The sequence below is a fragment of the Microbacterium lacusdiani genome (genome assembly GCF_054779895.1).
In genome coordinates this window covers 1-21,190 of the sequence record NZ_BAAGXJ010000010.1, presented here as the reverse complement: position 1 = coordinate 21,190, position 21,190 = coordinate 1, and the positions used below count along the sequence as shown (strand labels likewise).

The following is a 21,190-nucleotide window of genomic DNA, read 5'->3' as shown; positions in this document are numbered from 1 at the left end:
TACGCAGGGGATGCCTCCGCCGAGAGCGGCGGGGGGCGAACGAAGAGTTCACCGGGTGTTCAGCGTCTGGCAACCAGACCGTCACCGATCCTCGCATCCGCGGCCGGGGCGGTCAAACCGCGCGGAGCATCCGCGCACGTGCGATCGAACAGGGCGGCCCCGGCGGATAGCGTTGTCGGGTGAGCCCGACCGATCCCGCCGCCTCCACCCCGCCGCAGCCGGCCCGCCGCCCCCAGGCGCGCACGCACCACGGCGACACGTTCGAGGACCCCTACGACTGGCTGCGCGCCAAGGACGACCCCGAGGTGATCGCGCACCTCGAGGCCGAGAACGCCCACACGGACGCGGCGCTCGCGCACCTCGAGCCGCTGCGGGAGCGGATCTTCCAGGAGATCAAGGGGCGCGTGCGCGAGACCGACCTGAGCCTGCCGAGCCGGCGCGGCGACTGGTGGTACTACGGCCGCACGATCGAGGGGAAGCAGTACGGCATCCAGTGCCGGGCGCCGATCGCCGGGCCGGACGACTGGACTCCCCCGGTGCTCAGCCCCGAGGTGGAGGTGCCGGGCGAGCAGGTGCTGCTCGACGCCAACGTGGAGGCCGAGGGCCACGAGTTCTTCTCGCTCGGGTCGTTCGACGTCTCCAACGACGGCACCCGCATGCTGTGGGGCGTCGACCTCGCGGGCGACGAGCGGTACACCGTGCGCGTGAAGGACCTCGTCACGGGCGAGGTCCTCCCGGACGTGCTGGAGGGGACGTTCTCGGGCTCGCACTTCCTGCCGGACGGCACGCACATCGTCTACACGACGGTCGACGACGCGTGGCGCCCCGACCGCGTGTGGCTGCATCCGGTGGGCCGGGCCGGCCGCGACGAGGACCGCGAGATCTACCGCGACGACGACGAGCGCTTCTGGGTCGGCGCCGGGGTGACCCGCAGCGACCGGTTCCTGATCGTCGAGTCCGGCTCGAGCGTGACGAGCGAGGTCGCCCTGCTCGACGCCGCGACCGTGGCGACCGACCCCGAGGCCCGGCCGCGGCTGGTGTGGCCGCGCCGGGAGGGCGTCGAGTACGGCGTCGACCATGCGGTGATCGACGGCGAGGACTGGCTCTACATCCTGCACAACGACGGCGCGCTGGACTTCGAGCTGGTGCGCGCCCGCGTCGGCGCGCCGGACGTCGTGGAGACCGTGCTCCCGCACGAGCCGGGCCGCCGCCTGCTCGACGTCGACTGCTTCCGCGACTTCGCGGTCGTCGAGTACCGGCGCGAGGGGCTCCCCCGCGTGGCGCTGCTGGACTACCGCACGCACGCGCTCACCGAGATCTCGTTCGACGAGCCGCTGTACGCCGCCGGCTTCGGCTCCAACCCGGAGTGGGCGCCGCCCGTGCTGCGGATCGGATACGGCTCGTTCACGACGCCGGGATCGGTGTTCGAGTACGTCCTGCCCGATGCCGATCCGGGCCTCGTGCGCGACGGCGAGCCGGGCGAGCTCATCCTGCGGCGCCAGGTCGAGGTGCTGGGCGGCTACGACCCGGCCGACTACGGGCAGGCGCGCCTGTGGGCGCCCGCCCAGGACGGCACCCGCATCCCGGTGTCGCTCGTGTGGAAGCGCTCGTTCGGCGAGCCCGGCGCGGGCATCCGCCCGGTGCACCTGTACGGGTACGGGTCGTACGAGCACTCGATCGACCCGTCGTTCTCGGTCGCCCGGCTGTCGGAGCTCGACCGCGGCGTGGTGTTCGCGGTCGCGCACGTGCGCGGCGGCGGCGAGATGGGCCGCCAGTGGTACGAGGACGGCAAGCTCGGCGCCAAGCGCAACTCGTTCACCGACTTCGTCGACGTCGCGCGGCACCTGGTCGAGAGCGGATACACGACCCCCCAGCGCATGGTCGCCGAGGGCGGCTCGGCCGGCGGCCTGCTGATGGGCGCCGTCGCGAACCTCGCCCCCGAGCTGTTCGCGGGTGTGCTCGCGGACGTGCCGTTCGTCGACGCGCTCACGACCATCCTGGATCCCTCGCTCCCGCTCACGGTGATCGAGTGGGACGAGTGGGGCGACCCGCTGCACGACCGCGAGGTGTACGAGTACATGAAGTCGTACTCGCCGTACGAGAACGTGCGGGAGGGGGTGGCGTACCCGCGCATCCTCGCGATGACCTCGCTCAACGACACCCGCGTGCTCTACGTCGAGCCCGCCAAGTGGGTCGCGCGCCTGCGCGAGGTCGGCGCCGACGCCCTGTTCAAGTGCGAGATGGTCGCGGGCCACGGCGGCGTGAGCGGCCGCTACAACTCGTGGCGCGAGCGGGCGTTCCAGCTCGCATGGCTCCTCGACGTGCTCGGCGTCGCCGAGGCCTGACCCTGCGGGGGCGTCCGGCGCCCCCATCCATGTCTCACTTCGGCGCGGAATCCCGCCCGTATTCCGCGCGAAAGTGAGACACGGGACCGCGGGGGCATCGTCCCCAGCAGGCGGGCGGAGTGGCGTTGTCCCGCGGGCGCCGGATGAGCCACCGGCCGCACCGGTGCGGGTCGCAACGTGGTGTCATGGCACGCATCCCGTCGCAGCTCCCGCCGGCACTGAGGGCCGGCTCGTTCTCGGTCGCCGAGGCGCGGCGCCTCGGCGTCAGCCCGCGGCGGCTGGGCGCGAGCGATCTGGCGCAGCCGTACCGCGGGCTGCGCACGAGCGCCTCGGCCGACGCGCCCACGGCCCTTCTCGAGCGATGCCTCGAGTACGCACCGCGGATGAGCCCGGACCAGTTCTACAGCGGAGAGACCGCACTCGCGCTTCACGGCGTTCCCACACCGCGATTCGACGGCCGGATCCCCATCCACGTCGCGACGCATCGTCCCCACTACCCGCCCCGGATCGCGGGCATCGAACGCCACCGGCTGCAGAGGCGCGAGCCCGCATGGAGCGAGAGCGCGCCCGGTCTGCGCGTGGAGTCGCCCGTGCGGGCGTGGCGACAGGCGGCGCAGACCTGGACGCACGACGATCTCGTCATCGCCGCCGACCACATGATCCTGCCGGCGAACGGGCTCGCCACGCTGGATGAGCTGCGAGACGAGGTGCGGCTCATGGGCGACCTGCGCGGAGGCGTCCTCGCAAGCGCGATCCGGCACGCCCGGGTGGGCGCGGAGTCTCCCGGCGAGACCCGCCTCCGCCTCGTGCTCGTGCGCGGCGGACTTCCGGAGCCCGATCTGAACCACGACATCTACGACGATCACGGCACGCACATCGCACGCCTCGATCAGGCCTATGTCCGGTATCGCGTGGCCCCCGAGTACGACGGCCGGGTCCACGCAGAGGACGTCGGGCAGTTCCGCCGGGATGCGGATCGGTGGGAGGCCATCCGTGCGGCGGGCTGGCGCCACGTCCGCATCCTCGCGCACCACGTGCGCGGCCCGGCGCCGCGCGCCGTCTCCCTGGTCAGGGAGGCCCTGCTGGAGCGGGGATGGCGCCCGGGCGACTCGAGCTGATCCCGTGTCTCACTTCGTGCCGGAATTCGGGTGGGATTCCGGCACGAAGTGAGACATGGGTGGGAACGGCGAAGGCCCCTCGACGCCGCACACGTCGAGGGGCCTTCGTGCGGGAGGGTCAGCCGAAGAGGGCCGCGGCCTCCTCGTAGCGCGAGAGCGGGACGGTGTGGAGCTCGCCGAGCGCGTCGGCGAACGGCACGCGGACGATGTCGGTGCCGCGCAGCGCCACCATGTGGCCCCAGGCGCCCTCCACCACGGCGTCCGCGGTGTGGAGGCCGAGGCGCGTGGCGAGCACGCGGTCGAAGCCCGACGGCGAGCCGCCGCGCTGGATGTGACCCAGCACCGTGGCGCGCGTCTCGACGCCCGTGATCCGCTCGATCTCGGGCGCGAGCACCTCGCTGATGCCGCCGAGGCGCGGGCGGTGGAAGGCGTCGAGGCCCTTGTCGCTGTAGGCCTCCTCCTGGCCCTTCAGCTTGAAGCCCTCCGACACGACGACGAGGGGCGCACGGCCGCGCTCGAACGCCGAGGTGACCTGCGCGCAGATCTCCTCCATCGACAGCGGGACCTCGGGGATGCAGATCACGTGGGCGCCGGCCGCCATGCCCGCGTGCAGGGCGATCCAGCCGACGTGACGGCCCATGACCTCGGCGACCATGCAGCGCTGGTGCGAGTCGCCCGTGGTGCGGAGGCGGTCCATGGCCTCCGTGGCGATGTTCACGGCCGTGTCGAAGCCGAACGAGTAGTCGGTGGCTCCGAGGTCGTTGTCGATCGTCTTCGGCACGCCGAAGACGTTGATGCCGTCCTTCGAGAGGCGGTCGGCGGCCGCGAGGGTGCCCTCGCCGCCGATCGCGATGATGCCGTCGATGCCGTGCTCGTCGAGGGTGGCCTTGATGTTCTCGGCGCCGCCGCGCTCGCCCTCGTACGGGTTGGTGCGGCTGGTGCCCAGGATGGTGCCGCCGACCTTCGCGAGGCCCTTGACCTCGTGACGGGTGAGCGGGAAGAAGTCCGCGTCGACGACACCGCGCCAGCCGTCGCGGATGCCCACGAACTCGAGGTCGTAGGTGGTGGTGCCCTTGAGGACGACGCCGCGGATGACCGCATTCAGTCCGGGGCAGTCACCTCCGGACGTGAGGATTCCGATCTTCATGTCTTCGACATTAGGGCAGGAGCGAGGCGCTCATTTCCCGCGCTCCCCGCCCGCGGCGGGCGAGGAGCGCGGGCGAGGATCAGAGAGCGCTGCGCAGCACGTGCATGAGCGCGGCCAGCTGCACCGAGTCGCTCGACGTCGGGTCGACGGCCTCGCCGTCCAGGGCGCGGGCCGCGAGGCCCTGCTTCTGGTCGATGAGCTCGGCGATCTTGGTGTCGATCGTGTGCGCGGCGATGATGCGCCACGCGGTGACGGGCTCGTCCTGGCCGATGCGGTGCACGCGGTCGATCGCCTGCGTCTGCTCGGCGGCGGTCCAGCTCAGCTCCGCGAGCACGACGTTCGACGCGACCTGCATGTTGACGCCCACGCCCGCCGCGGTGAGCGAGCAGACCGCCACGCCGACCTCGGGGTCGTTGTTGAACGCGTCGATCGCGGCCTGGCGCGCCGCGCCGGTCTGCTCGCCGCGTACCGAGACGCTCTTGACCCCGGCGGCGGCGAAGTGCGCCTCTGCCTGGTCCATGACGTCGATGTGCTTGGCGAAGAACACGACCTTGCCCACCGAGCGCTGCAGCTGCGCCGCGTAGTCGGCGGCGAGCTGCGCCTTGGCCTGGCCGATCCGCCGCACCATCGTGAAGACGTTGTCGCCCTCGGTGCCGGCGGCCTTCGACTCCTCGAGCTCGCCCTGCGCGACGAGGCGCACGATGTCCTCGTCGATCTCGCCGTGCGCGAGCCCGCGGTCGCCGCGGGCCTCGATGATGCGGTGGTACCGCGCCGCGAGGCGCGCGGCGAGCTGGCGCTCCGCCTCGCGGATGCCGCGCCCGAACTCGTCGTCGAGCTGCACGGGCAGGTCGGCGATGAGCTTGTCGGGCAGGTCCTTGGCCACGTCCTTCTTGCGGCGGCGCACGATCCCCATCGAGATGACCGCGTCGCGGGCCTCGGGGTAGAACGCCTTGTCGGCGGGCGTCAGCCCGGTCGCGTCGAGCTTCTCCATGAGCTCCGGGCCGGGCTTGTCGCCGTTGGTCCAGCCGAGGAAGCGCCAGATGGCGTCGAAGTCCTCGACGTCGTTGATCAGCGGCGTTCCCGTGAGCGCCATGAGCAGCGGATCGCCGCCCGGCGTGCTCTCGCGGATGCTCGCGGCGAGCGCCAGCACGTTCTGCGAACGCTGCGACGACAGGTTCTTGATGAAGTGCGCCTCGTCGACGACCATGCCGCGCAGGCCGATCTTGGCCAGCCAGCCGAGGTGACGGTCCAGGATCTCGTAGTTCACGATGAAGACGTCGGCGAACGCGTCGATGTCGGCGCCGTCGCCGTTGATCACGGTCGCGCGGCGGTGCGGCGTCCACCGCTCGACCTCGCGCGCCCAGTTCATCTTCACGACGTTCGGGACCACGGCGACCAGCGGGTAGGCGTCGGCGACCGATGCCGCCAGCACCGACTCGGCGGTCTTGCCGAGGCCCGGCTCGTCCGCGAGCAGGAACGTGCGGTGGCCCGCGCGCACGGCCTCGAGGAACCGGGCCTGGTGGGCCATGATCTCGAGGCCCTTGGGCGAGAGCCGGTCGAACTCCGGCACCTCAGGCAGCTCCATGGTGGCAGAGCCGCCGCCGGCGCCCTGCTCGAACGCCTTGTACAGCGGCCCCATGAGCTCCCAGCCGTCGAGGCGGCGGCGCGGGGTGGGTCCGCCCGCGCGCCGCGTGAAGTCCGGCGCGAGGAAGGGGTTCGACTCGATGCGGGCCTCGATCTGCGGCGGCGTCACCTGGCGCTCCGCGGCGGCCGGCGGCACGAGCGTGCTCTGCACGACCGGCTTCACGTCGGCGATCACGAGTTCCTCGGGCGGCAGGTCGGCGCCCGACTCGAGCAGCCAGTCGCGGCGCATCCGGCGCGCGACCGGCGACGTGGCCTGGTCGACCTCGAGCAGCTGGATGAGCGACGTGTCGCGCGCGGCCGTCTTGGCCAGGATGGTCGCGACGCCGTCGAGGCGCTTGAGCAGCTCGGCGCGTGCGGCGTCGGTCAGCTCGGCGTCGGCCTTCACCCGGGCTCGCTCCTCGCGCACGAGGAACGCGATCACCTGGAACTTCGTCCGGTTGGTGGGGCCGAGCTTGCCGCGCTGGGCCTTCGCCTCGACCTCGCGCACCTTGCGGGCGAGGATCGGAATGAGCGGGGCCTCGTCGTCGCGGCGCGAGGCCCCGGACTTCTTGCGCTGTCGCGCGGGTGCCGTGGTCGGCATGCTCCTCCTGAGCGTTGAGACCGTCCGGGTGCCGGACGCAGGCGGTGCGGCCCGACGGTCGAAAGTCGTGCGCGGCGTTCCCGGAGCCGCGGATGCGGCGACGTCGCGGGCTGCGACCGCCGGATGCGCGGTGGCGATCCGGCGACGAGAACGCGGTTCCGGCCGGCGCGGTGACGCCCGTGAGGATCACCCTGGCGTCGAGAACGCGTCGGGGGCGAGGAACCTGCTCCCCCAGTTTATGCCATGCCGGCCCCGGATTTCTGGATGAGACGCGGCGCGTGCCCGGATGGGGTTCCCGCGTCAGCCCTCGATCGTCGCGATCATGTCGGCCACGGCCTCCTGGACGAGCGTGAAGTCGGCGTTCAATCCGGCGCTGAGCAGGAGGAGGTCGCCATGGAGCACGTGGTACTCCGTCCGCTTCGCGCCCTGCGTCTGCTCGGACTCGCTGACGCAGACGAAGTCGCCGCCCGTGTCCTGACAGCCGGGGATGTTCGCGCTGAGGACCGCGCGGATGTCATCCGCCCGGTCCGGAGCGACGAGGATCGCGTCGGTCATGAGCGCGACCTCGCCCGGCGGCGACCACAGGCAGGTCAGCGTCGGCAGCGGCTGGACGATGTCGTAGAGGTCACCCATGAAGTGCGTGTTGTACGACCCACCCTCGGGATTCAGCTGCCCGAACGCCTCCCGGAGGCGATCGGCCATCTGCGGTGAGTAGGCCGACGCGCAGTCGGCCGGGAGCGCGCCGGCGGAGCCGGTCGGCTCGGGCGCGGGGGTCTCGCTCGCGGTCGGCTCCGGGCTCCGGGGCGCCTCGGTCGTCGGGGCGGCCGAGGGCGCGGGGCTCGTGGCGCCCGGACCCGGCTCGGGCGCGCACGCGGCGAGCGCGATCCCGGCCGCGGCGACGACGGCGGCGGACACGGCGAGGCGGACGGGGCGCATGGCCCCATCCTGCCCCACCGTCGAGGGCCGGCCCGCAGCGACGGGCCGACCCTCGGCGCTCAGCGGAACGCGCGCAGCCGCAGGCTGTTGAGCACGACGAACACGCTCGAGAAGGCCATCGCGGCGCCCGCGATCATCGGCGTCAGCAGGCCGAGCGCCGCCAGCGGGATCGCCGCGACGTTGTAGCCGAACGCCCAGAACAGGTTGCCCCGGATGATCCCGAGCACGCGCCGCGACAGCCGCACGGAGTCCGCGGCGGCACCCAGCGAGTCGCGCACGAGCGTGATGTCGCTCGCGTTCATGGCCGCGTCGGTGCCGCCGCCCATCGCGATGCCGAGATCGGCCGCGGCCAGCGCGGCGGAGTCGTTGACCCCGTCGCCGACCATCGCGACGCGACGGCCCTGCGCCTGCAGACGGCGGATCTCGTCCACCTTGCCCTCCGGAGAGACCCCGGCGATCACGCGATCGATGCCGACCTCCCGCCCGACCGCGCGCGCCACGCCCTCCGCGTCGCCCGTGAGCAGCACCACGTCGAGCCCCAGCTCGCGCAGCGCCGCGATCGCGGCGGGGCTGTCGTCGCGCACGGTGTCGCCGACCAGCAGCGCGGCCCGCGCCGTCGGGCTCATGCCGGGGGCCGAGGCCCATCCCACCACCACGACGGTCGACTCGGCGTCGCGCGCGGCCGCCTCGAGCTCGGCCGGCACCCGCGCGCCGCGCTCGAGGGCGAAGGCCGGGCTCCCCGCGAAGGCCTCCCGGCCCTCGACGACGCCCGTGACGCCGCGCCCCGCGTGGCTGCGGAAGCCCGTCGCGTGCGGCAGGACGTCGCCCTGGGCCTCGGTCGCGAAGGCCACGACGGCCCGCGCGATCGGGTGCTCCGAGCCCGACTCGAGCGCGCCCGCCACGCGGAGCGCCTCGGCGCGGTCGGCGCCGCCCGCGAGCACCGCGTCGTGCACCGACATGCGCCCGCTCGTCACGGTGCCGGTCTTGTCGAGCACGATCGTGTCGATCCGCCCTGCCGTCTCGATGGCCTCCGGGCCGGTGATCAGGATGCCTCGCTGCGCGCCGCGCCCCGTGCCGACCAGGATCGCGACCGGGGTCGCGAGGCCGAGCGCGCAGGGGCACGCGATGATCAGCACGGCGACCGTAGCCACGAAGGCCGCCTCGACCGGCTGCCCGGCCAGCAGCCAGCCCGCGAAGGTGAGGACCGCGAGGCCGATCACGACGGGCACGAAGACGCCCGAGATGCGATCCGCGAGGCGCTGGATCTGCGACTTCCCGGCCTGCGCGTCCTCGACCAGCGCCGCGATCCGGGCCAGCCTCGTGTCGCCGCCGACCGCCGTGGCGCGCACGACCAGGCGACCGTCGGTCGCGATCGTGCCGCCGGTCACCGATGCGCCGGGTCCGACGGCGACCGGCACGGACTCGCCGGTCAGCATGCTGGCGTCGACCGCCGCCTCGCCGTGCTCGACGACTCCGTCGGTCGCGATGGTCCCACCGGGGCGGACGACGAAGCGCTCGCCGGTGCGGAGCCGCTCGATCGGCACGGTGGCGCCGTCGCGGCCTTCGGCGTCCGCCAGGGTCACGTCGCGGGCGCCGAGCTCCATGAGAGAGCGGAGCGCGGCGCCGGCGCGCCGCTTGGAGCGCTGCTCGATGAAGCGCCCGAGCAGCAGGAACGTGGTCACGACGGCCGCCACCTCGAAGTACACGTGCATGCCGCCCGTGACGGTCACCCACGCGCTCCAGAGGAGCGCGGCCATCGTGCCGAGGGTGATCAGGGTGTCCATGGTCGCCGCGCCGTGCCGCGCGTTGCGCAGCGTCGCACGATGGAACGGCCATCCGGCCCACAGCACGACCGGGGCCGTGAGCGCGAGAGCGAGCCACTGCCAGCCCGGGAACTGCAGAGGCATCGCCATCGACACGAGCAGGATGGGCGCGCTCAGCGCCGCCGCGACGATCAGCCGCGTCCGCAGGGTCGTGCGGCCGGGCTCGTCCTCGACGTCGTGATCGTGTGCGCCGTGCTCCGCGTGCTCCGACTCGTGAGCGGCAGTCTCGTCGGCGGCATGCTCGTGAGCCGCGTGGTCCTCGGCCGGGGGTGCGACCGCGCGGACGCGGGCGTCGTAGCCCGCGGCCTGCACCGCGGCGACGAGCTCATCGTCGGCGACGCCCTGCGGGACGTCGACCTTGGCGGACTCGGTCGCGAGGTTGACGGCGGCGGTCACTCCGGGGACGCGCGCGAGGCGCTTCTCGACGCGGGCGACGCAGCTGGCGCACGTCATCCCCTCGATGTCCAGCACGACGGCGCGGCGCTGATCGGCGGACGCGCCGGGGGCGCGGTGCTGATCGGCGGACGCGCCGGGGGCGATCTCGGTCATGATGCTTCCCTCCTTCGGGGTCGCCGGCCACAACCATAATACCCCCCTGGGGTATTCCCGCACCACCGGAGCCGTAGGCTGGGGGCATGAGCATCGAGCTGACCGAGCAGGCCGTCGCCGCGACCATCGACCACGCGATCCTGAAGCCCGACTTCACGCGCGCCGACGTGGATCGCGAGCTCGAGATCGCCGCCGAGTGGGGCGTGTTCAGCGTCTGCGTCCGCCCCAGCGACATCGCGTACGCGGTGCGCCGCCTCGACGGCACGGGCGTGGCCGTCGGCACGGTCATCGGCTTCCCCCACGGAACCACGTCGACCGCGGCGAAGACGGCCGAGCTGGCCCGCGCGCTGGACGACGGCGCCACCGAGTTCGACATGGTCGTCCACATCGGCGCGCTGCGCTCGGGCGAGGACGACCTCGTCCAGGCCGACATCGCGGCCGTCGTGGAGGCGGCGGGCGGGCCGTCGGCATCCGGCGGGCACGTGACCAAGGTCATCCTCGAGACCAGCTACCTCGACCTCGAGCAGATCGCGCGCGGCAGCCGGCTGACGGAGGCCGGCGGCGCGACCTTCGTGAAGACCTCGACGGGCTTCGCGGGCGGCGGCGCGACGGTCGAGCACGTGCGCCTCATGCGCGACAGCGTCTCCCCCGCCGTGCAGGTCAAGGCGTCGGGCGGCGTACGCGGTCTCGACTCCGCGATCGCGATGCTCGAGGCCGGCGCGACGCGCCTCGGCACCAGCGCGAGCGCGACCATCCTGGGCGAGCTCCGTGCCCGCGCCGAGGGCCGCGCGGCCACGGGCAGCGAGGACACATCGTCGTACTGATTTCGCGGCGTAAGCGGAACCACCCAGTCGACGGATCCGATGCTCGGTCGTCGGGTCGGTGGGACGGAAGTGCCTGGTGAGGCTCCCGACGGCACTTCTGCCCCTCAGGTCCTGCGACCGCGCCCTCGATCCGATGACTGAGCGGGTCGTGAGGCGCGGTGATCCGCCGCTCAGCGGCCGGCGGCCGCGTCCGTGAGGGCGAGGCGCGCCTGCACGACGTCGTCGGTCATCTGCTCGACGAGCTTGTCGACCCCCTCGAACGCCACCATGCCGCGGATGCGGGTGACGAACTGGATCTCGACGCGGCGGCCGTACAGGTCGAGCCCCGTCTCGTCGATCACGTAGGCCTCGACCTGCGGCACGTCCACGTCGTCGAACGTCGGGTTGGTGCCGACCGAGATCGCCGCCGGATACCGCGCGCCCGAGCGCAGCACGCCCTGCGGCGAGCGCTCGATCAGCCAGCCTGCGTAGACGCCGTCGGCCGGCACGTAGCCCTCGGTGTCGGGCGAGAGGTTCGCGGTGGGGAAGCCGAGCTCGCGTCCGCGCTTGAGGCCGTGCACCACCTCGCCCGTGACCGCCGGATACCGGCCGAGCAGCTTGGCCGCGCGCTCCACGTCGCCGGCGTCCAGCAGCTCGCGGATCCACGTCGACGAGACGCGGCGGCCGTCCTCGGCGCTGGCCACGTCGGCGACCTCCTCGACCGCGAAGCCCAGCTCGGCGCCCATCCGGCGCAGCAGGGCGGCGTCGCCCGCGCCGCCGCGGCCGAAGCGGAAGTCGCTGCCGACGAGCACGCGCTGCGCGTGCAGGCCGGCCACGATGACCCGGCGCACGAACGCCTCGGGCTCCTCGGACGCGAGCGCCTCGTCGAAGCGCAGCATGAGCGTGGCGTCGATGCCGGTGCGGCCGAGCAGCTCGACCTTCTGGGTCACGCCGACCAGCGAGCGCGGGCAGCGCTCCGGGGCGAGCAGGGCCAGCGGGTTGCGGTCGAACGTGACGGCGACCGTCCGCGCATCCGTGGACGCGGCGTCCACCAGCATCTTCTCGATCAGCGCGCGGTGCCCGGCATGCACGCCGTCGAACTTGCCGATCGCGATCACGGTCGGGCCGAAGTCCGCCGGGATGTCGGCGACGTCCTCGAACAGGATCATCGCGCCTCCTCCCCCGCGCGGTCGGCCCCGGATGCGGGCGTGCGGTGGGTGATGAGCCACCAGAGCCCGAAGAACGGCAGCACGAGCGGGACGAACACGTACCCGATGCCGTACAGCGACCACACCGTGGGGTGCTGGAACAGCTCGGGCAGCACGACGGAGAGCGTGCCGACGACCAGCACGCCGACGAGCTCGAAGCCGATCGCGATCCACGCGACCGTGTACCAGCCGGGGCGCCGCGCGAACACCAGCGCGAGCGTGGCCAGGATGTAGACCACGGCCGACGCGGCCGACAGCGAGTACGCGAGCGGCGCCTCCGCGAAGCGCTCCGCGATCTGGACGAACGAACGCCCGGTCGCGGCGAGCGCCATGACTCCGTAGACGAACACGAGCACGCGGCCGATGCCGGTCATGCGACGCGCGGAGCGGGCGGGGGCATTCGCGGGAGCGGTCATAGCCCGACCAGTCTAGTTCCGCCGCGCGGGACGCCGCCGGACGCGGAGGTCAGCCGACCCCAAGCGTCCAGATCGTCTGCATGCGCCACACCATGACCGCGATCGAAAGGGCGACCACGCCCAGGATCACGGTGCTCCAGCGGCTGCGCTCCAGCAGCGCCCACACGACGCCCGCCGCGGGCAGCAGCACCGCGGAGACGAGGTAGGTCCAGAACTCCAGGACGCTGCCGGTCGGCGGGTTGCCCGCGAAGGGCGCCACGACCGCGATCACGACCTGAGCGATCAGCAGCAGCTCCACGAGCACGAGCGCGCCGACGGACACATCGCTCGGGCGGCGCCCGGCCAGTCCCAGTACGACGCACAGCAGGCCCGCGGCCGCCGCGACGACGACCTGGACGATCGTGAACCACAGGATCACCGCTGCTCCTCCGGCATGTTCATGGCGCTCTTGAGCGCGTCGCCGCGACGCTCGAGGATGCCCACGAGCCGTCCATCGGGATCGATCGCCGCCGCGGTCGCGCCGGTCATCCGGCCGCCCGCGCCCTCGAGCCGCTTGCCGTGGCGGAGGTCGCGCGCCTCGTCGGCGGTCACGTCCAGGCGTCCGAGCACGCGCGCGGCGACCTCGGCGGGCTCGAGCAGGAGCCCGACCGGAGCCGAGTCCGGCGCGAGCGTGTCGATCGAGGCGGCGCCGGCCAGGTCGAACGGGCCGATGCGCGTGCGACGCAGCATGGTCAGGTGCCCGCCGACGCCGAGCGCGGCGCCCAGGTCGCGCGCGAGAGCGCGGATGTAGGTGCCCGACGAGCAGTCGATCGTCGCGTCGAGCTCGATCGCGTCGCCGGAGCGGCGGATCGCGTCGACCGCGAAGCGCGAGATCGTGACCTCGCGGGCCTTCAGCTCCACGTCCTGGCCCGCACGGGCCAGGTCATACGCGCGCTTCCCGCCGACCTTGATGGCCGAGAAGGTGCTCGGCACCTGCGAGATGCGGCCCGTCAGCGCGGCGACGCCTTGGGCGATCCGCTCGTCCGTGGCCGCGGCGAGCGCGTCGGCTCCCGCGGTCGCGACGACCTCGCCCTCGGCGTCGTCGGTCGTGGTCGCCTGGCCGAGCCGGATGGTGGTCTCGTAGGTCTTGTCCAGCCCGACCAGGAACGTCAGCAGGCGCGTGGCGCCCTCGATCCCGAGCACGAGCAGCCCCGTGGCCATGGGGTCGAGCGTGCCGGCGTGGCCGATCTTGCGGGTGCCGAACGCGCGCCGGCTGCGGGCGACCACGTCGTGGCTGGTGACCCCGCCCGGCTTGTCGACGAGCAGGATGCCGGACGCGGGACGCATGCCCTCCAGCGTACGCGTCCCCCGCCCCGCCCCCCGGTCAGCAGTGCTCGTACGCCGGCTGCCCGACCGCGTTGACCGACACGGAGCGCACGATCCCCTCCACGGGTCCGTCCGTGCCGTAGTCGACGCCCTCCTGGCGCACGAAGTGCTCGAAGTGGATCGCGCCGTCCTGGCCGTCCGCGTCGACGCTCACGAACCTCCGCTCGGCGGTCGGCACCACCTCGCCCTCGGTCGCTCCGGGGTAGGCGGCGCGCACCTGGTCCAGCGGGCTGAAGAGCGTGATGCCCTCGGCGGTCTCCGGCACCGGGGTGCCCTCCGCGAGTCCGCCGTCGTCCGAGAGCGTCAGGTCGTAGACGACGCCGTCGCCCTTCCACACGCGCAGGCCGAGACCGCCCGGCCCGTCGGTGTCGGGCAGCCCCACGTTCGCGGCGCAGCCCTCCTCCTGGTGCGCGTACTGCAGGTCCCAGCCGAGCTCGTCGGCCAGAGCGACCGCCTCATCCCACGGCATGCCGAGCTCGAACGGTCCGATCGCCTCCTCGGTGATCACCCACGCCGAGATGTCGCCGGGGTCCGGCGCCGGGGTCGCACTCGGGGTCGGCGTCGGCGTCTCTGCCGGCGCCGAGGTCGCCGGGGCCGGCGCGGTCGTCGACGGCGCGGCCCCGGGGCCGGCCGGGGTGGCGCAGCCCGCGAGCGCGAGCACGATGGCGACGCCGGCGGCCGAGGCGCGGGCGGAACGCGAGATGCGGATCATGATGGGTCCCCCTCCGGGCGGACCGTTCCGCCCTTCTCTCTGGTTATTGCCGCGCGCGCCGCGCGCGCTTCATGCCGGCCGGTCACGGTCGCATAACGCCTGCCGCATGTGCGGGCGCGGCTAGGCTGACCCGGTGCCCGAGTTCCACGCCGCCGCGCTCCGCGACATCCCCTCCGACGTCCTGTACCGGATCCTGAAGCTGCGCGTGGACGTGTTCGTGGTCGAGCAGGACTGCGCGTATCCCGAGCTCGACGCGCGGGACCTCGAGCCGACCGCGGTCCTGCACTGGGTGGCCGAGGGCGACGACGTGCTCGCCACCATCCGCGTGCTCCACGACCGCCCGGCAGGCTCGGGCGAGGACCGCCGGATCGGCCGGGTCGCCACGGCGCCGCATGCGCGCGGGCGGGGCCTCGCGGGCGAGCTGATCCGCCGTGCGCTGACCGACTGCGCCGGGCGCACCATCCGACTGGACGCGCAGTCTCAGCTCGCGCAGTGGTACGCCGGGTTCGGCTTCGCCCCCGACGGCCCCGAGTTCCTCGAGGACGGCATCCCCCACCTGCCGATGGTCCGCCCGGCCTGACGTCGCGAGAGCGCCGTCTAGGCGCACACCTCGTACGACGGCTCGGCGGCGGTCGTCAGGACGACCGCCTGCGCGCCCTCCTGGCCCTCCAGGAACTCGAAGAACAGCGTGCCGTCGTCCGGCTCGTCGTCCGCGACCCGCAGGAAGCTGCGGCCCTCGATCGCGGACGGCGTCTCCTCCGCGCCCGGGAACGCCGCGAGGACCTCGTCGCGCGTCGATCCCAGCCCGATCCCGGTGTCGTCGACCCGCGGGCCGACGTCCGCGATCCGGTCCGGTCCCCACTCGACCGCGACGGTCTGCACCGGCCCGGCGTCGGTCTGCGCATCGCGCGAGAACCACACCATGTAGGCGCCGCCCGGCTCGTTCCAGAACGCGGTCCACGCGCACCGGTCCTCGTTCAACCAGGCGTCCGGCGGCAGCTCGCCGAGCGCCTCCGCGAAGTCCTCGCCGATCTCGATCGGGCCCACCTCGCCGTCCTCGATCTCCCAGCTGCCCGGATCCGAGAGATCCTCCTCGGCGTCATCGTCCGCCGGGGAGCCCGAGGGGCTCGGCGCGACGCTCGGCTCGGCACTGGGTGCGGCCGACGCGCTCGGGGTGACCCCGCCCGCGCCGCCCGTCGGGGTCGCGCAGGCCGCGAGCGTGACGGCGAGCGCGAGCAGCGCGCCCGCTCCGGCTGCGGTCCGGCGTCGATGCAGGATCATGGCTTCTCCCCTTCGGCTTCGCTGCTTCGACGCTACGCCGCGCCCCGCCGCGGGAACAGCCCCGGCCGGCCGGCGGTTCGTCAGCCCGCATGCTCGGTCGTGACGAACCCGAAGACGACATCGTCGTCACCCAGCAGGAAGATCAGGTCCGGCTCCCCCGGAACGGAGCCGAACGGACGGAAGGTGCTGGCGCCTCCCGGGAGCCGCCCGACGGCGCCCCCGGGCGAGAACTCCTCGAGCTCGGCGCGCGTGGATCCGACCGTTAGCCCCTCGAGTCCGTACGGCATCGCCGACAGCTCGAGAGGCTCGAGCGCCTCGTCGGTCTCGAGCGGCGCCTCCAGGAAGAGGAGCGCCGAGCCCTGGAGCCCCTCCGTCTCGTCCAGGTACGCCACGATGTCGCCGCGCCGGCCGTCCACGACCACCGGCAGGATCCGCAGCTCGGCGGCCGCTGGGCCCGGGCCCGGATCCGCCCCGGGTGCGAGCCCCGCGAAGACCAGTCGCGTCTCGGCGGCGATCTCCGACCAGGGCCGATCCGGCCAGAGCGGCCCGAAGTCCATGCCGGTCGCGTGCCACGTCGCCGGGTCCGCGGGGGTCTGATACGGCACCGCGAGCGACGGGGCCGTGACCGTCATCGCGTCGACGACGCCCGACCCCGGAGTCTGCGTCATGCCGGTGATGGACAGGACCGGGCCGGTGGGCGACGCCCCGGGCGTGCCCTCCGTGACGAGCCGCGTCGCGCCGTCGTCTCCGAACAGATCGTCCTCGACGGCCCCGGGGTGCGCCTCGTAGGCGTCCGCGAGGCTGGAGCCGATGCCGATGCCCTCGCTCGTGCGGGGGAAGGCCGAGAGGCTCACCTGGGGGCCGGGGCGGAGGACAGCGACCCCTAGACGGTCCTGACCGAGGTCTCACCCGTGATCAGGGTCATCTCCTCCACGCCGTCCGCCGCGTCGACGGAGACCTGGAAGAGCCCCATCTCGCCGTCGGCCTCGACCACCAGCCGGTGCAGCGCCGGCTGCCCTCCCCCGCCGGTCTCGGCCTGGAACGGGAGCCCCGCGACCGCGTCGCGGAGCGCCTCCTCGGACATCCCGAGCTCGATGGGGCCCATCCGCGCGGCGTCCACGACCCAGGTCGCCGGGTCGGCTCCGTCCGCGGACCCCGGGGCGACCCGGCCGCCGTGGTGGCGCATCCGGAGAGCGTGGCGAGCAGCAGCGCCGCGGCCACGGCGGTGCGAGCGATCCGGCGGTCGATGTCCATGGTCCCTCCCGGGGGTTCGACTCGACGCTAGGGCGCCGCGTCCCCGCTGTCTGTCCGCCTTTCGGCGGGGTGCGGCATGCCGCTCCGGGCTGCCGCCCCCGTGCGTGCGCCCGCCCCGCTTAGCCTGGATGGATGCCCTCCGCCCCGCCGCTCGCCGAGCGCCTCACCCCGTGGTACGAGGGCGCGCGGCGCGACCTGCCCTGGCGCGCGCCCGGGTTCGGGGCGTGGGGCGTGCTCGTGAGCGAGTTCATGCTGCAGCAGACCCCCGTGGCGCGGGTCATCCCGCACCTGGAGGCCTGGCTCGAGCGCTGGCCCACGCCGACGGCCCTGGCGGCCGATCCGCCGGCCGAGGCCGTGCGGCAGTGGGCGAACCTGGGGTACCCGCGCCGGGCGCTGTGGCTCCACCGGGCGGCGGTCGAGATCCGGGACCGGCACGCCGGCGAGGTGCCGCGCGACGTGGACGCGCTGCTCGCGCTGACCGGGATCGGCGACTACACGGCGCGGGCCGTGGCCGCGTTCGCGTACGGCGACCGGCACCCGGTCGTCGACACCAACACCCGGCGGGTGATCGCCCGAGCGGTGCACGGGCTGGCGCAGCCCGGGGCCCCGAGCCGCCGGGACCTCGACGACATGGAGGCGCTGCTGCCGCCTGACGACGCCGGCGCGGCCGTCATGAACGCGGCCGCCATGGAGCTCGGCGCCGTGATCTGCACGGCCCGCTCCCCGCGCTGCGGCGAGTGCCCGGTGCGGGACCTGTGCGCGTGGGTGCGCGCGGGCTCTCCGGAGACGCCCGACGTGCGCCGCCGTCAGGCGCGGTACGAGGGCAGCGACCGCCAGGCCCGCGGCGCGGTCCTGCGCGCCCTGCGCGAGGCCGGGTCGCTGCCGCACGAGGCTGTGATCCCGGACTGGCCGGACGCGCTCCAGCGCGACAGGGCCATCCTCAGCCTGCTGGACGACGGCCTCGTGGAGTCCGAGGACGGCGTCCTGCACCTGCCCCGCTGACCGCCCGCGCGGATCAGTCCTCGTCGTCGAGCTCGTCGAGCTCGCGGGGCTTCACGTAGGGGTCGGCGTCGCCGGCGTACTGCGCCGAGGCGGCCAGTCCCGCGACGGCCGCGTCGCGCTCGCGCGCCTCCTGCAGCAGCGCCGACAGGTGGTCGGCCGACTCCGGCAGCGCGTCGGCGATGAACTCCAGCGTGGGGGTGAGCCGGGTGTTGAGCTTGCGCCCGACCTCGCTGCGCAGCATGCCCGTCGCCGACTTCAGCGCGGCGCCGCTCGCGACGCGCTCCTCGTCCGAGCCGTACACGGTGTAGAACACCGACGCGTGCTGCAGATCGCCCGAGACGCGGACGTCCGTGATCGTCACGAAGCCGAGGCGCGGATCCCGCAGCCCCTTCTCCAGCCGCTCGGCGAGGATCACGCGGATCCGGTCGGCCAGGCGCGCCTGTCGTTCGTTCGCGGCCATGGTCTTCTCCCTCCCTGGAGAAAAAGGTCCTGCCGGGCGGCCGAAGCCGCCCGGCAGGATCAGTGTGTCAGAGCGACCCGCGCGTCACGCGCGCGGCTTCTCGACCATCTCGATGGTCTCGATCTCGTCGCCGATCTGGATGTCGTTGTACTTGCCCAGACCGATACCGGCCTCGAAGTCCGTGCGCACCTCGGTGACGTCGTCCTTGAAGCGGCGCAGCGACTCGATCGCCAGGCCGTCGGCGATGACCACGCCGTCGCGGATGACGCGCGCCTTGGCGTTGCGCGTGATCGTGCCCGAGCGGACGATGACACCGGCGATGTTGCCGAACTTGGAGGAGCGGAAGATCTCGCGGATCTCCGCGACACCCGACTGCTTCTCCTCGTACTCCGGCTTGAGCATGCCCTTGAGCGACTGCTCCACGTCGTCGATCGCGTTGTAGATGACCGAGTAGAAGCGGATGTCGACGCCCTCGCGCGCGGCGGCCTCGCGGGCCTTCGCGTCGGGACGCACGTTGAAGCCGATGACGATCGCGTTGTCGATCGTCGCCAGGTTCACATCCGACTCCGTGATGGCACCCACACCGCGGTGGATGATGCGCAGCTGGACGCTGTCGTCGACCTCGATCTTGAGCAGCGACTCCTCGAGCGCCTCGACGGCACCCGACACGTCGCCCTTGATGATGAGGTTGAGCGACTCGACCTTGCCCTCCTCGAGAGCGCGGGTGAAGTCCTCGAGCGACATGCGCTTGCGGGCCTTGGCCAGCTGGGCGTTGCGCTCGACGGCCTCGCGCTTCTCGGCGATCTGGCGGGCGGTGCGGTCCTCGTCCGTGACGATGAACATGTCGCCGGCGCGCGGCACCGAGTTGAGACCCTGCACCTGCACGGGACGCGACGGGGCCGCCTCCTCCACGTGCTCGCCGTTCTCGTCGATCATGGCGCGCACGCGGCCGTAGGCCGTGCCCGCGACGATCGCGTCGCCGACGCGCAGCGTTCCGGACTGGATGAGCACCGTGGCCACCGAGCCGCGGCCCTTGTCGAGCTTCGCCTCGATCGCGACACCGCGGGCCGCCTTGTTCGGGTTGGCCGTGAGGTCCAGGCCGGCGTCGGCCGTGAGCAGCACGGCGTCCAGCAGGTCCTGGATGCCGGTGCCCTGACGGGCCGACACGTCGACGAACATGACGTCGCCGCCGTACTCCTCGGCGACCAGGCCGTACTCGGTCAGCTGCTGGCGCACCTTGGCCGGGTTGGCCTCGGGCTTGTCGACCTTGTTGACCGCGACCACGATCGGCACACCGGCCGCCTGGGCGTGGTTCAGGGCCTCGACCGTCTGCGGCATGATGCCGTCGTCGGCCGCGACCACGAGGATCGCGATGTCGGTCACCTGGGCACCGCGGGCGCGCATGGCCGTGAAGGCCTCGTGACCCGGGGTGTCGATGAAGGTGATCGCGCGCTCGATGCCCTCGTGCTCCGTCCAGATCTGGTAGGCGCCGATGTGCTGCGTGATGCCGCCGGCCTCGCCCTCGACCACGTTGGTCTGACGGATCGCGTCGAGCAGTCGCGTCTTACCGTGGTCGACGTGACCCATGACGGTCACCACCGGGGGACGGATCTCGAGGTCCTCCTCGCTCTCCGCCTCCTCCTCGGCCTCGAGGTTGAGACCGAAGCCCTCCAGGAGCTCCTTGTCCTCGTCCTCGGGCGAGACCATCTGCACCTTGTAGCCGAGCTCGGCGCCGAGCACCTCGAACGTCGCCTCGTCGAGCGACTCCGTGGCCGTGGCCATCTCGCCCAGGTGGAACAGGACGGTCACGAGGTTGCCGGGCTGGACCGACATGCCGGTGATCGACTCGATCTTGTCGGCGAAGTCCGAGATCGACGCACCGCGGCGCATCCGGATGACCGTGCTGCCGTCACCGCGCGGGACCTTGACGCCGCCGATGATCGGCGCCTCGCGCATCTCGAATTCCTGGCGCTTGGCGCGACGCGACTTGCGCTGCTTCGACTTGCCGCCGCCCTTGCCGAACGCGCCGGCCGTGCCGCCGCGACCGCGGCCGCCGGGACCGGGACGGCCCGGGAAGCCGCCGCCACCGCCGGCGGGCGCGCCGCCACCGGGACGGAAGCCGCCGCCACCGCCGCCACCCGGACGGCCGGGGCCGCCGGGACGCTGCTGGAACGGGGCACCCGGACGACCGGCGCCGCCGGGACGACCGGGGCGACCGGCGCCGCCGGGACCACCCGGACGCGGGGCGCCCGGACGGGGCGCACCGGGACGCGGCGGCTGCGGCTTGGGGATGTTGTTCGGGGTCGGGCGCTGGCCCATGCCCTGCGCCGAGGCGAAGGGGTTGTTGCCCGGGCGCGGGCCCGCGGGGCGCTGCCCCATGCCCTGCGCCGAGGCGAACGGGTTGTTGCCCGGGCGCGGGCCTCCGGGACGCGGCGCCGGGCGGGGGCCGCCGGGCGTGGGTGCGTCGGCCGCGGGCACGGCGGGCTTGTCCGCGGCGGGCGCCGCGGTAGCCGGCGCGGCCGCCGCCGCGGGCGATCGACTTGGAGA

At 73.4% G+C, this 21,190-nt stretch carries 19 protein-coding genes; 5 read left to right on the top strand and 14 right to left on the bottom strand.

The features are described 5' to 3' along the window. Positions 1-179: 179 nt before the first annotated feature. Positions 180-2,345, top strand: coding sequence for a S9 family peptidase (locus tag ACYVGN_RS08195; protein ID WP_460790034.1), 2,166 nt, complete (start codon positions 180-182; stop codon positions 2,343-2,345). A 185-nt stretch (positions 2,346-2,530) separates the two neighbouring features. Continuing rightward, positions 2,531-3,463, top strand: coding sequence for a hypothetical protein (locus tag ACYVGN_RS08190; RefSeq protein ID WP_460790032.1), 933 nt, complete (start codon positions 2,531-2,533; stop codon positions 3,461-3,463). A 118-nt stretch (positions 3,464-3,581) separates the two neighbouring features. Here the strand turns inward: ACYVGN_RS08190 and ACYVGN_RS08185 are convergent, their stop codons facing one another. The 4 genes from ACYVGN_RS08185 to ACYVGN_RS08170 all read right to left on the bottom strand — a co-directional run bounded on the left by ACYVGN_RS08185 (position 3,582) and on the right by ACYVGN_RS08170 (position 10,142). Further along, positions 3,582-4,610, bottom strand: a complete 1,029-nt coding sequence (locus ACYVGN_RS08185; protein ID WP_055993216.1) for an ATP-dependent 6-phosphofructokinase — start codon at positions 4,608-4,610, stop codon at positions 3,582-3,584. A 79-nt stretch (positions 4,611-4,689) separates the two neighbouring features. Continuing rightward, on the bottom strand, positions 4,690-6,834 hold the full coding sequence (locus ACYVGN_RS08180; RefSeq protein ID WP_460790030.1) for a DEAD/DEAH box helicase: 2,145 nt from the start codon (positions 6,832-6,834) through the stop codon (positions 4,690-4,692). A gap of 300 nt (positions 6,835-7,134) precedes the next feature. Continuing rightward, positions 7,135-7,770 carry a hypothetical protein gene (locus ACYVGN_RS08175; RefSeq protein ID WP_460790028.1) on the bottom strand — a complete coding sequence of 212 codons (636 nt, stop codon included), beginning with the start codon at positions 7,768-7,770 and terminating at the stop codon, positions 7,135-7,137. Positions 7,771-7,829: 59 nt separating this feature from the next. After that, complete coding sequence (locus tag ACYVGN_RS08170) at positions 7,830-10,142, bottom strand: heavy metal translocating P-type ATPase (protein WP_460790026.1); 2,313 nt, start codon at positions 10,140-10,142, stop codon at positions 7,830-7,832. Positions 10,143-10,228: 86 nt separating this feature from the next. On the opposite strand from ACYVGN_RS08170, the gene deoC reads away from it, so the two are divergent. Further along, a complete protein-coding gene (gene deoC, locus ACYVGN_RS08165; RefSeq protein WP_134745727.1) occupies positions 10,229-10,966 on the top strand; it encodes a deoxyribose-phosphate aldolase in 738 nt (245 codons plus the stop codon). 170 nt (positions 10,967-11,136) lie between these two features. On the opposite strand, the gene ACYVGN_RS08160 is transcribed toward deoC, so the two are convergent. From ACYVGN_RS08160 to ACYVGN_RS08140, 5 genes are read right to left on the bottom strand one after another with little or no spacing between them, the layout of a single operon-like run. After that, positions 11,137-12,114 carry a bifunctional riboflavin kinase/FAD synthetase gene (locus ACYVGN_RS08160; protein WP_055993206.1) on the bottom strand — a complete coding sequence of 326 codons (978 nt, stop codon included), beginning with the start codon at positions 12,112-12,114 and terminating at the stop codon, positions 11,137-11,139. Beyond that, a complete protein-coding gene (locus ACYVGN_RS08155) occupies positions 12,111-12,569 on the bottom strand; it encodes a hypothetical protein (RefSeq protein ID WP_055993204.1) in 459 nt (152 codons plus the stop codon). Before ACYVGN_RS08155 ends, ACYVGN_RS08160 begins: the two co-directional genes overlap by 4 nt. Positions 12,570-12,618: 49 nt before the next feature. Then, a complete protein-coding gene (locus ACYVGN_RS08150) occupies positions 12,619-12,987 on the bottom strand; it encodes a hypothetical protein (RefSeq protein WP_055993202.1) in 369 nt (122 codons plus the stop codon). After that, the gene (gene truB, locus ACYVGN_RS08145) at positions 12,984-13,895 is read right to left on the bottom strand and encodes a tRNA pseudouridine(55) synthase TruB (RefSeq protein ID WP_134745728.1); all 912 of its coding nucleotides are present in this window, start codon (positions 13,893-13,895) and stop codon (positions 12,984-12,986) included. Before truB ends, ACYVGN_RS08150 begins: the two co-directional genes overlap by 4 nt. Before the next feature lie 37 nt (positions 13,896-13,932). Continuing rightward, positions 13,933-14,646, bottom strand: coding sequence for a hypothetical protein (locus ACYVGN_RS08140; protein WP_460790023.1), 714 nt, complete (start codon positions 14,644-14,646; stop codon positions 13,933-13,935). Positions 14,647-14,779: 133 nt separating this feature from the next. Here ACYVGN_RS08140 and ACYVGN_RS08135 point away from each other — a divergent pair, with 133 nt between their 5' ends. Beyond that, positions 14,780-15,226, top strand: a complete 447-nt coding sequence (locus tag ACYVGN_RS08135) for a GNAT family N-acetyltransferase (RefSeq protein ID WP_460790022.1) — start codon at positions 14,780-14,782, stop codon at positions 15,224-15,226. A gap of 17 nt (positions 15,227-15,243) precedes the next feature. On the opposite strand, the gene ACYVGN_RS08130 is transcribed toward ACYVGN_RS08135, so the two are convergent. From ACYVGN_RS08130 to ACYVGN_RS08120, 3 genes are all read right to left on the bottom strand, one after another. After that, a complete protein-coding gene (locus ACYVGN_RS08130) occupies positions 15,244-15,927 on the bottom strand; it encodes a hypothetical protein (protein ID WP_460790020.1) in 684 nt (227 codons plus the stop codon). Positions 15,928-16,007: 80 nt separating this feature from the next. Then, entirely contained in the window at positions 16,008-16,781 is a 774-nt protein-coding gene (locus ACYVGN_RS08125; RefSeq protein ID WP_460790019.1) for a hypothetical protein, read from the bottom strand. Between the two features lie 29 nt (positions 16,782-16,810). Beyond that, the gene (locus ACYVGN_RS08120) at positions 16,811-17,113 is read right to left on the bottom strand and encodes a hypothetical protein (RefSeq protein ID WP_460790018.1); all 303 of its coding nucleotides are present in this window, start codon (positions 17,111-17,113) and stop codon (positions 16,811-16,813) included. Positions 17,114-17,313: 200 nt separating this feature from the next. Here ACYVGN_RS08120 and ACYVGN_RS08115 point away from each other — a divergent pair, with 200 nt between their 5' ends. Then, positions 17,314-18,183: an HhH-GPD family protein gene (locus ACYVGN_RS08115; RefSeq protein ID WP_460790016.1), complete on the top strand. Its 870-nt coding sequence runs from the start codon at positions 17,314-17,316 to the stop codon at positions 18,181-18,183. Between the two features lie 13 nt (positions 18,184-18,196). On the opposite strand, the gene rbfA is transcribed toward ACYVGN_RS08115, so the two are convergent. Together rbfA and infB are read right to left on the bottom strand one after the other, a co-directional pair. Then, entirely contained in the window at positions 18,197-18,643 is a 447-nt protein-coding gene (rbfA, locus tag ACYVGN_RS08110) for a 30S ribosome-binding factor RbfA (RefSeq protein ID WP_055993188.1), read from the bottom strand. Between the two features lie 84 nt (positions 18,644-18,727). Next, a partial coding sequence (gene infB, locus ACYVGN_RS08105) for a translation initiation factor IF-2 (RefSeq protein ID WP_460790014.1) occupies positions 18,728-21,190 on the bottom strand: 2,463 nt, incomplete at its 5' end.

Coding starts and splice junctions, on each gene's coding strand:
- ACYVGN_RS08190 (WP_460790032.1), top strand. CDS start 2,531: ATGGCACGCATCCCGTCGCAGCTCCCGCCGGCACTGAGGGCCGGCTCG.
- ACYVGN_RS08185 (WP_055993216.1), bottom strand. CDS start 4,610: ATGAAGATCGGAATCCTCACGTCCGGAGGTGACTGCCCCGGACTGAAT.
- ACYVGN_RS08180 (WP_460790030.1), bottom strand. CDS start 6,834: ATGCCGACCACGGCACCCGCGCGACAGCGCAAGAAGTCCGGGGCCTCG.
- ACYVGN_RS08175 (WP_460790028.1), bottom strand. CDS start 7,770: ATGCGCCCCGTCCGCCTCGCCGTGTCCGCCGCCGTCGTCGCCGCGGCC.
- ACYVGN_RS08170 (WP_460790026.1), bottom strand. CDS start 10,142: ATGACCGAGATCGCCCCCGGCGCGTCCGCCGATCAGCACCGCGCCCCC.
- deoC (WP_134745727.1), top strand. CDS start 10,229: ATGAGCATCGAGCTGACCGAGCAGGCCGTCGCCGCGACCATCGACCAC.
- ACYVGN_RS08160 (WP_055993206.1), bottom strand. CDS start 12,114: ATGATCCTGTTCGAGGACGTCGCCGACATCCCGGCGGACTTCGGCCCG.
- ACYVGN_RS08155 (WP_055993204.1), bottom strand. CDS start 12,569: ATGACCGCTCCCGCGAATGCCCCCGCCCGCTCCGCGCGTCGCATGACC.
- truB (WP_134745728.1), bottom strand. CDS start 13,895: ATGCGTCCCGCGTCCGGCATCCTGCTCGTCGACAAGCCGGGCGGGGTC.
- ACYVGN_RS08140 (WP_460790023.1), bottom strand. CDS start 14,646: ATGATCCGCATCTCGCGTTCCGCCCGCGCCTCGGCCGCCGGCGTCGCC.
- ACYVGN_RS08130 (WP_460790020.1), bottom strand. CDS start 15,927: ATGATCCTGCATCGACGCCGGACCGCAGCCGGAGCGGGCGCGCTGCTC.
- ACYVGN_RS08120 (WP_460790018.1), bottom strand. CDS start 17,113: ATGCGCCACCACGGCGGCCGGGTCGCCCCGGGGTCCGCGGACGGAGCC.
- ACYVGN_RS08115 (WP_460790016.1), top strand. CDS start 17,314: ATGCCCTCCGCCCCGCCGCTCGCCGAGCGCCTCACCCCGTGGTACGAG.
- rbfA (WP_055993188.1), bottom strand. CDS start 18,643: ATGGCCGCGAACGAACGACAGGCGCGCCTGGCCGACCGGATCCGCGTG.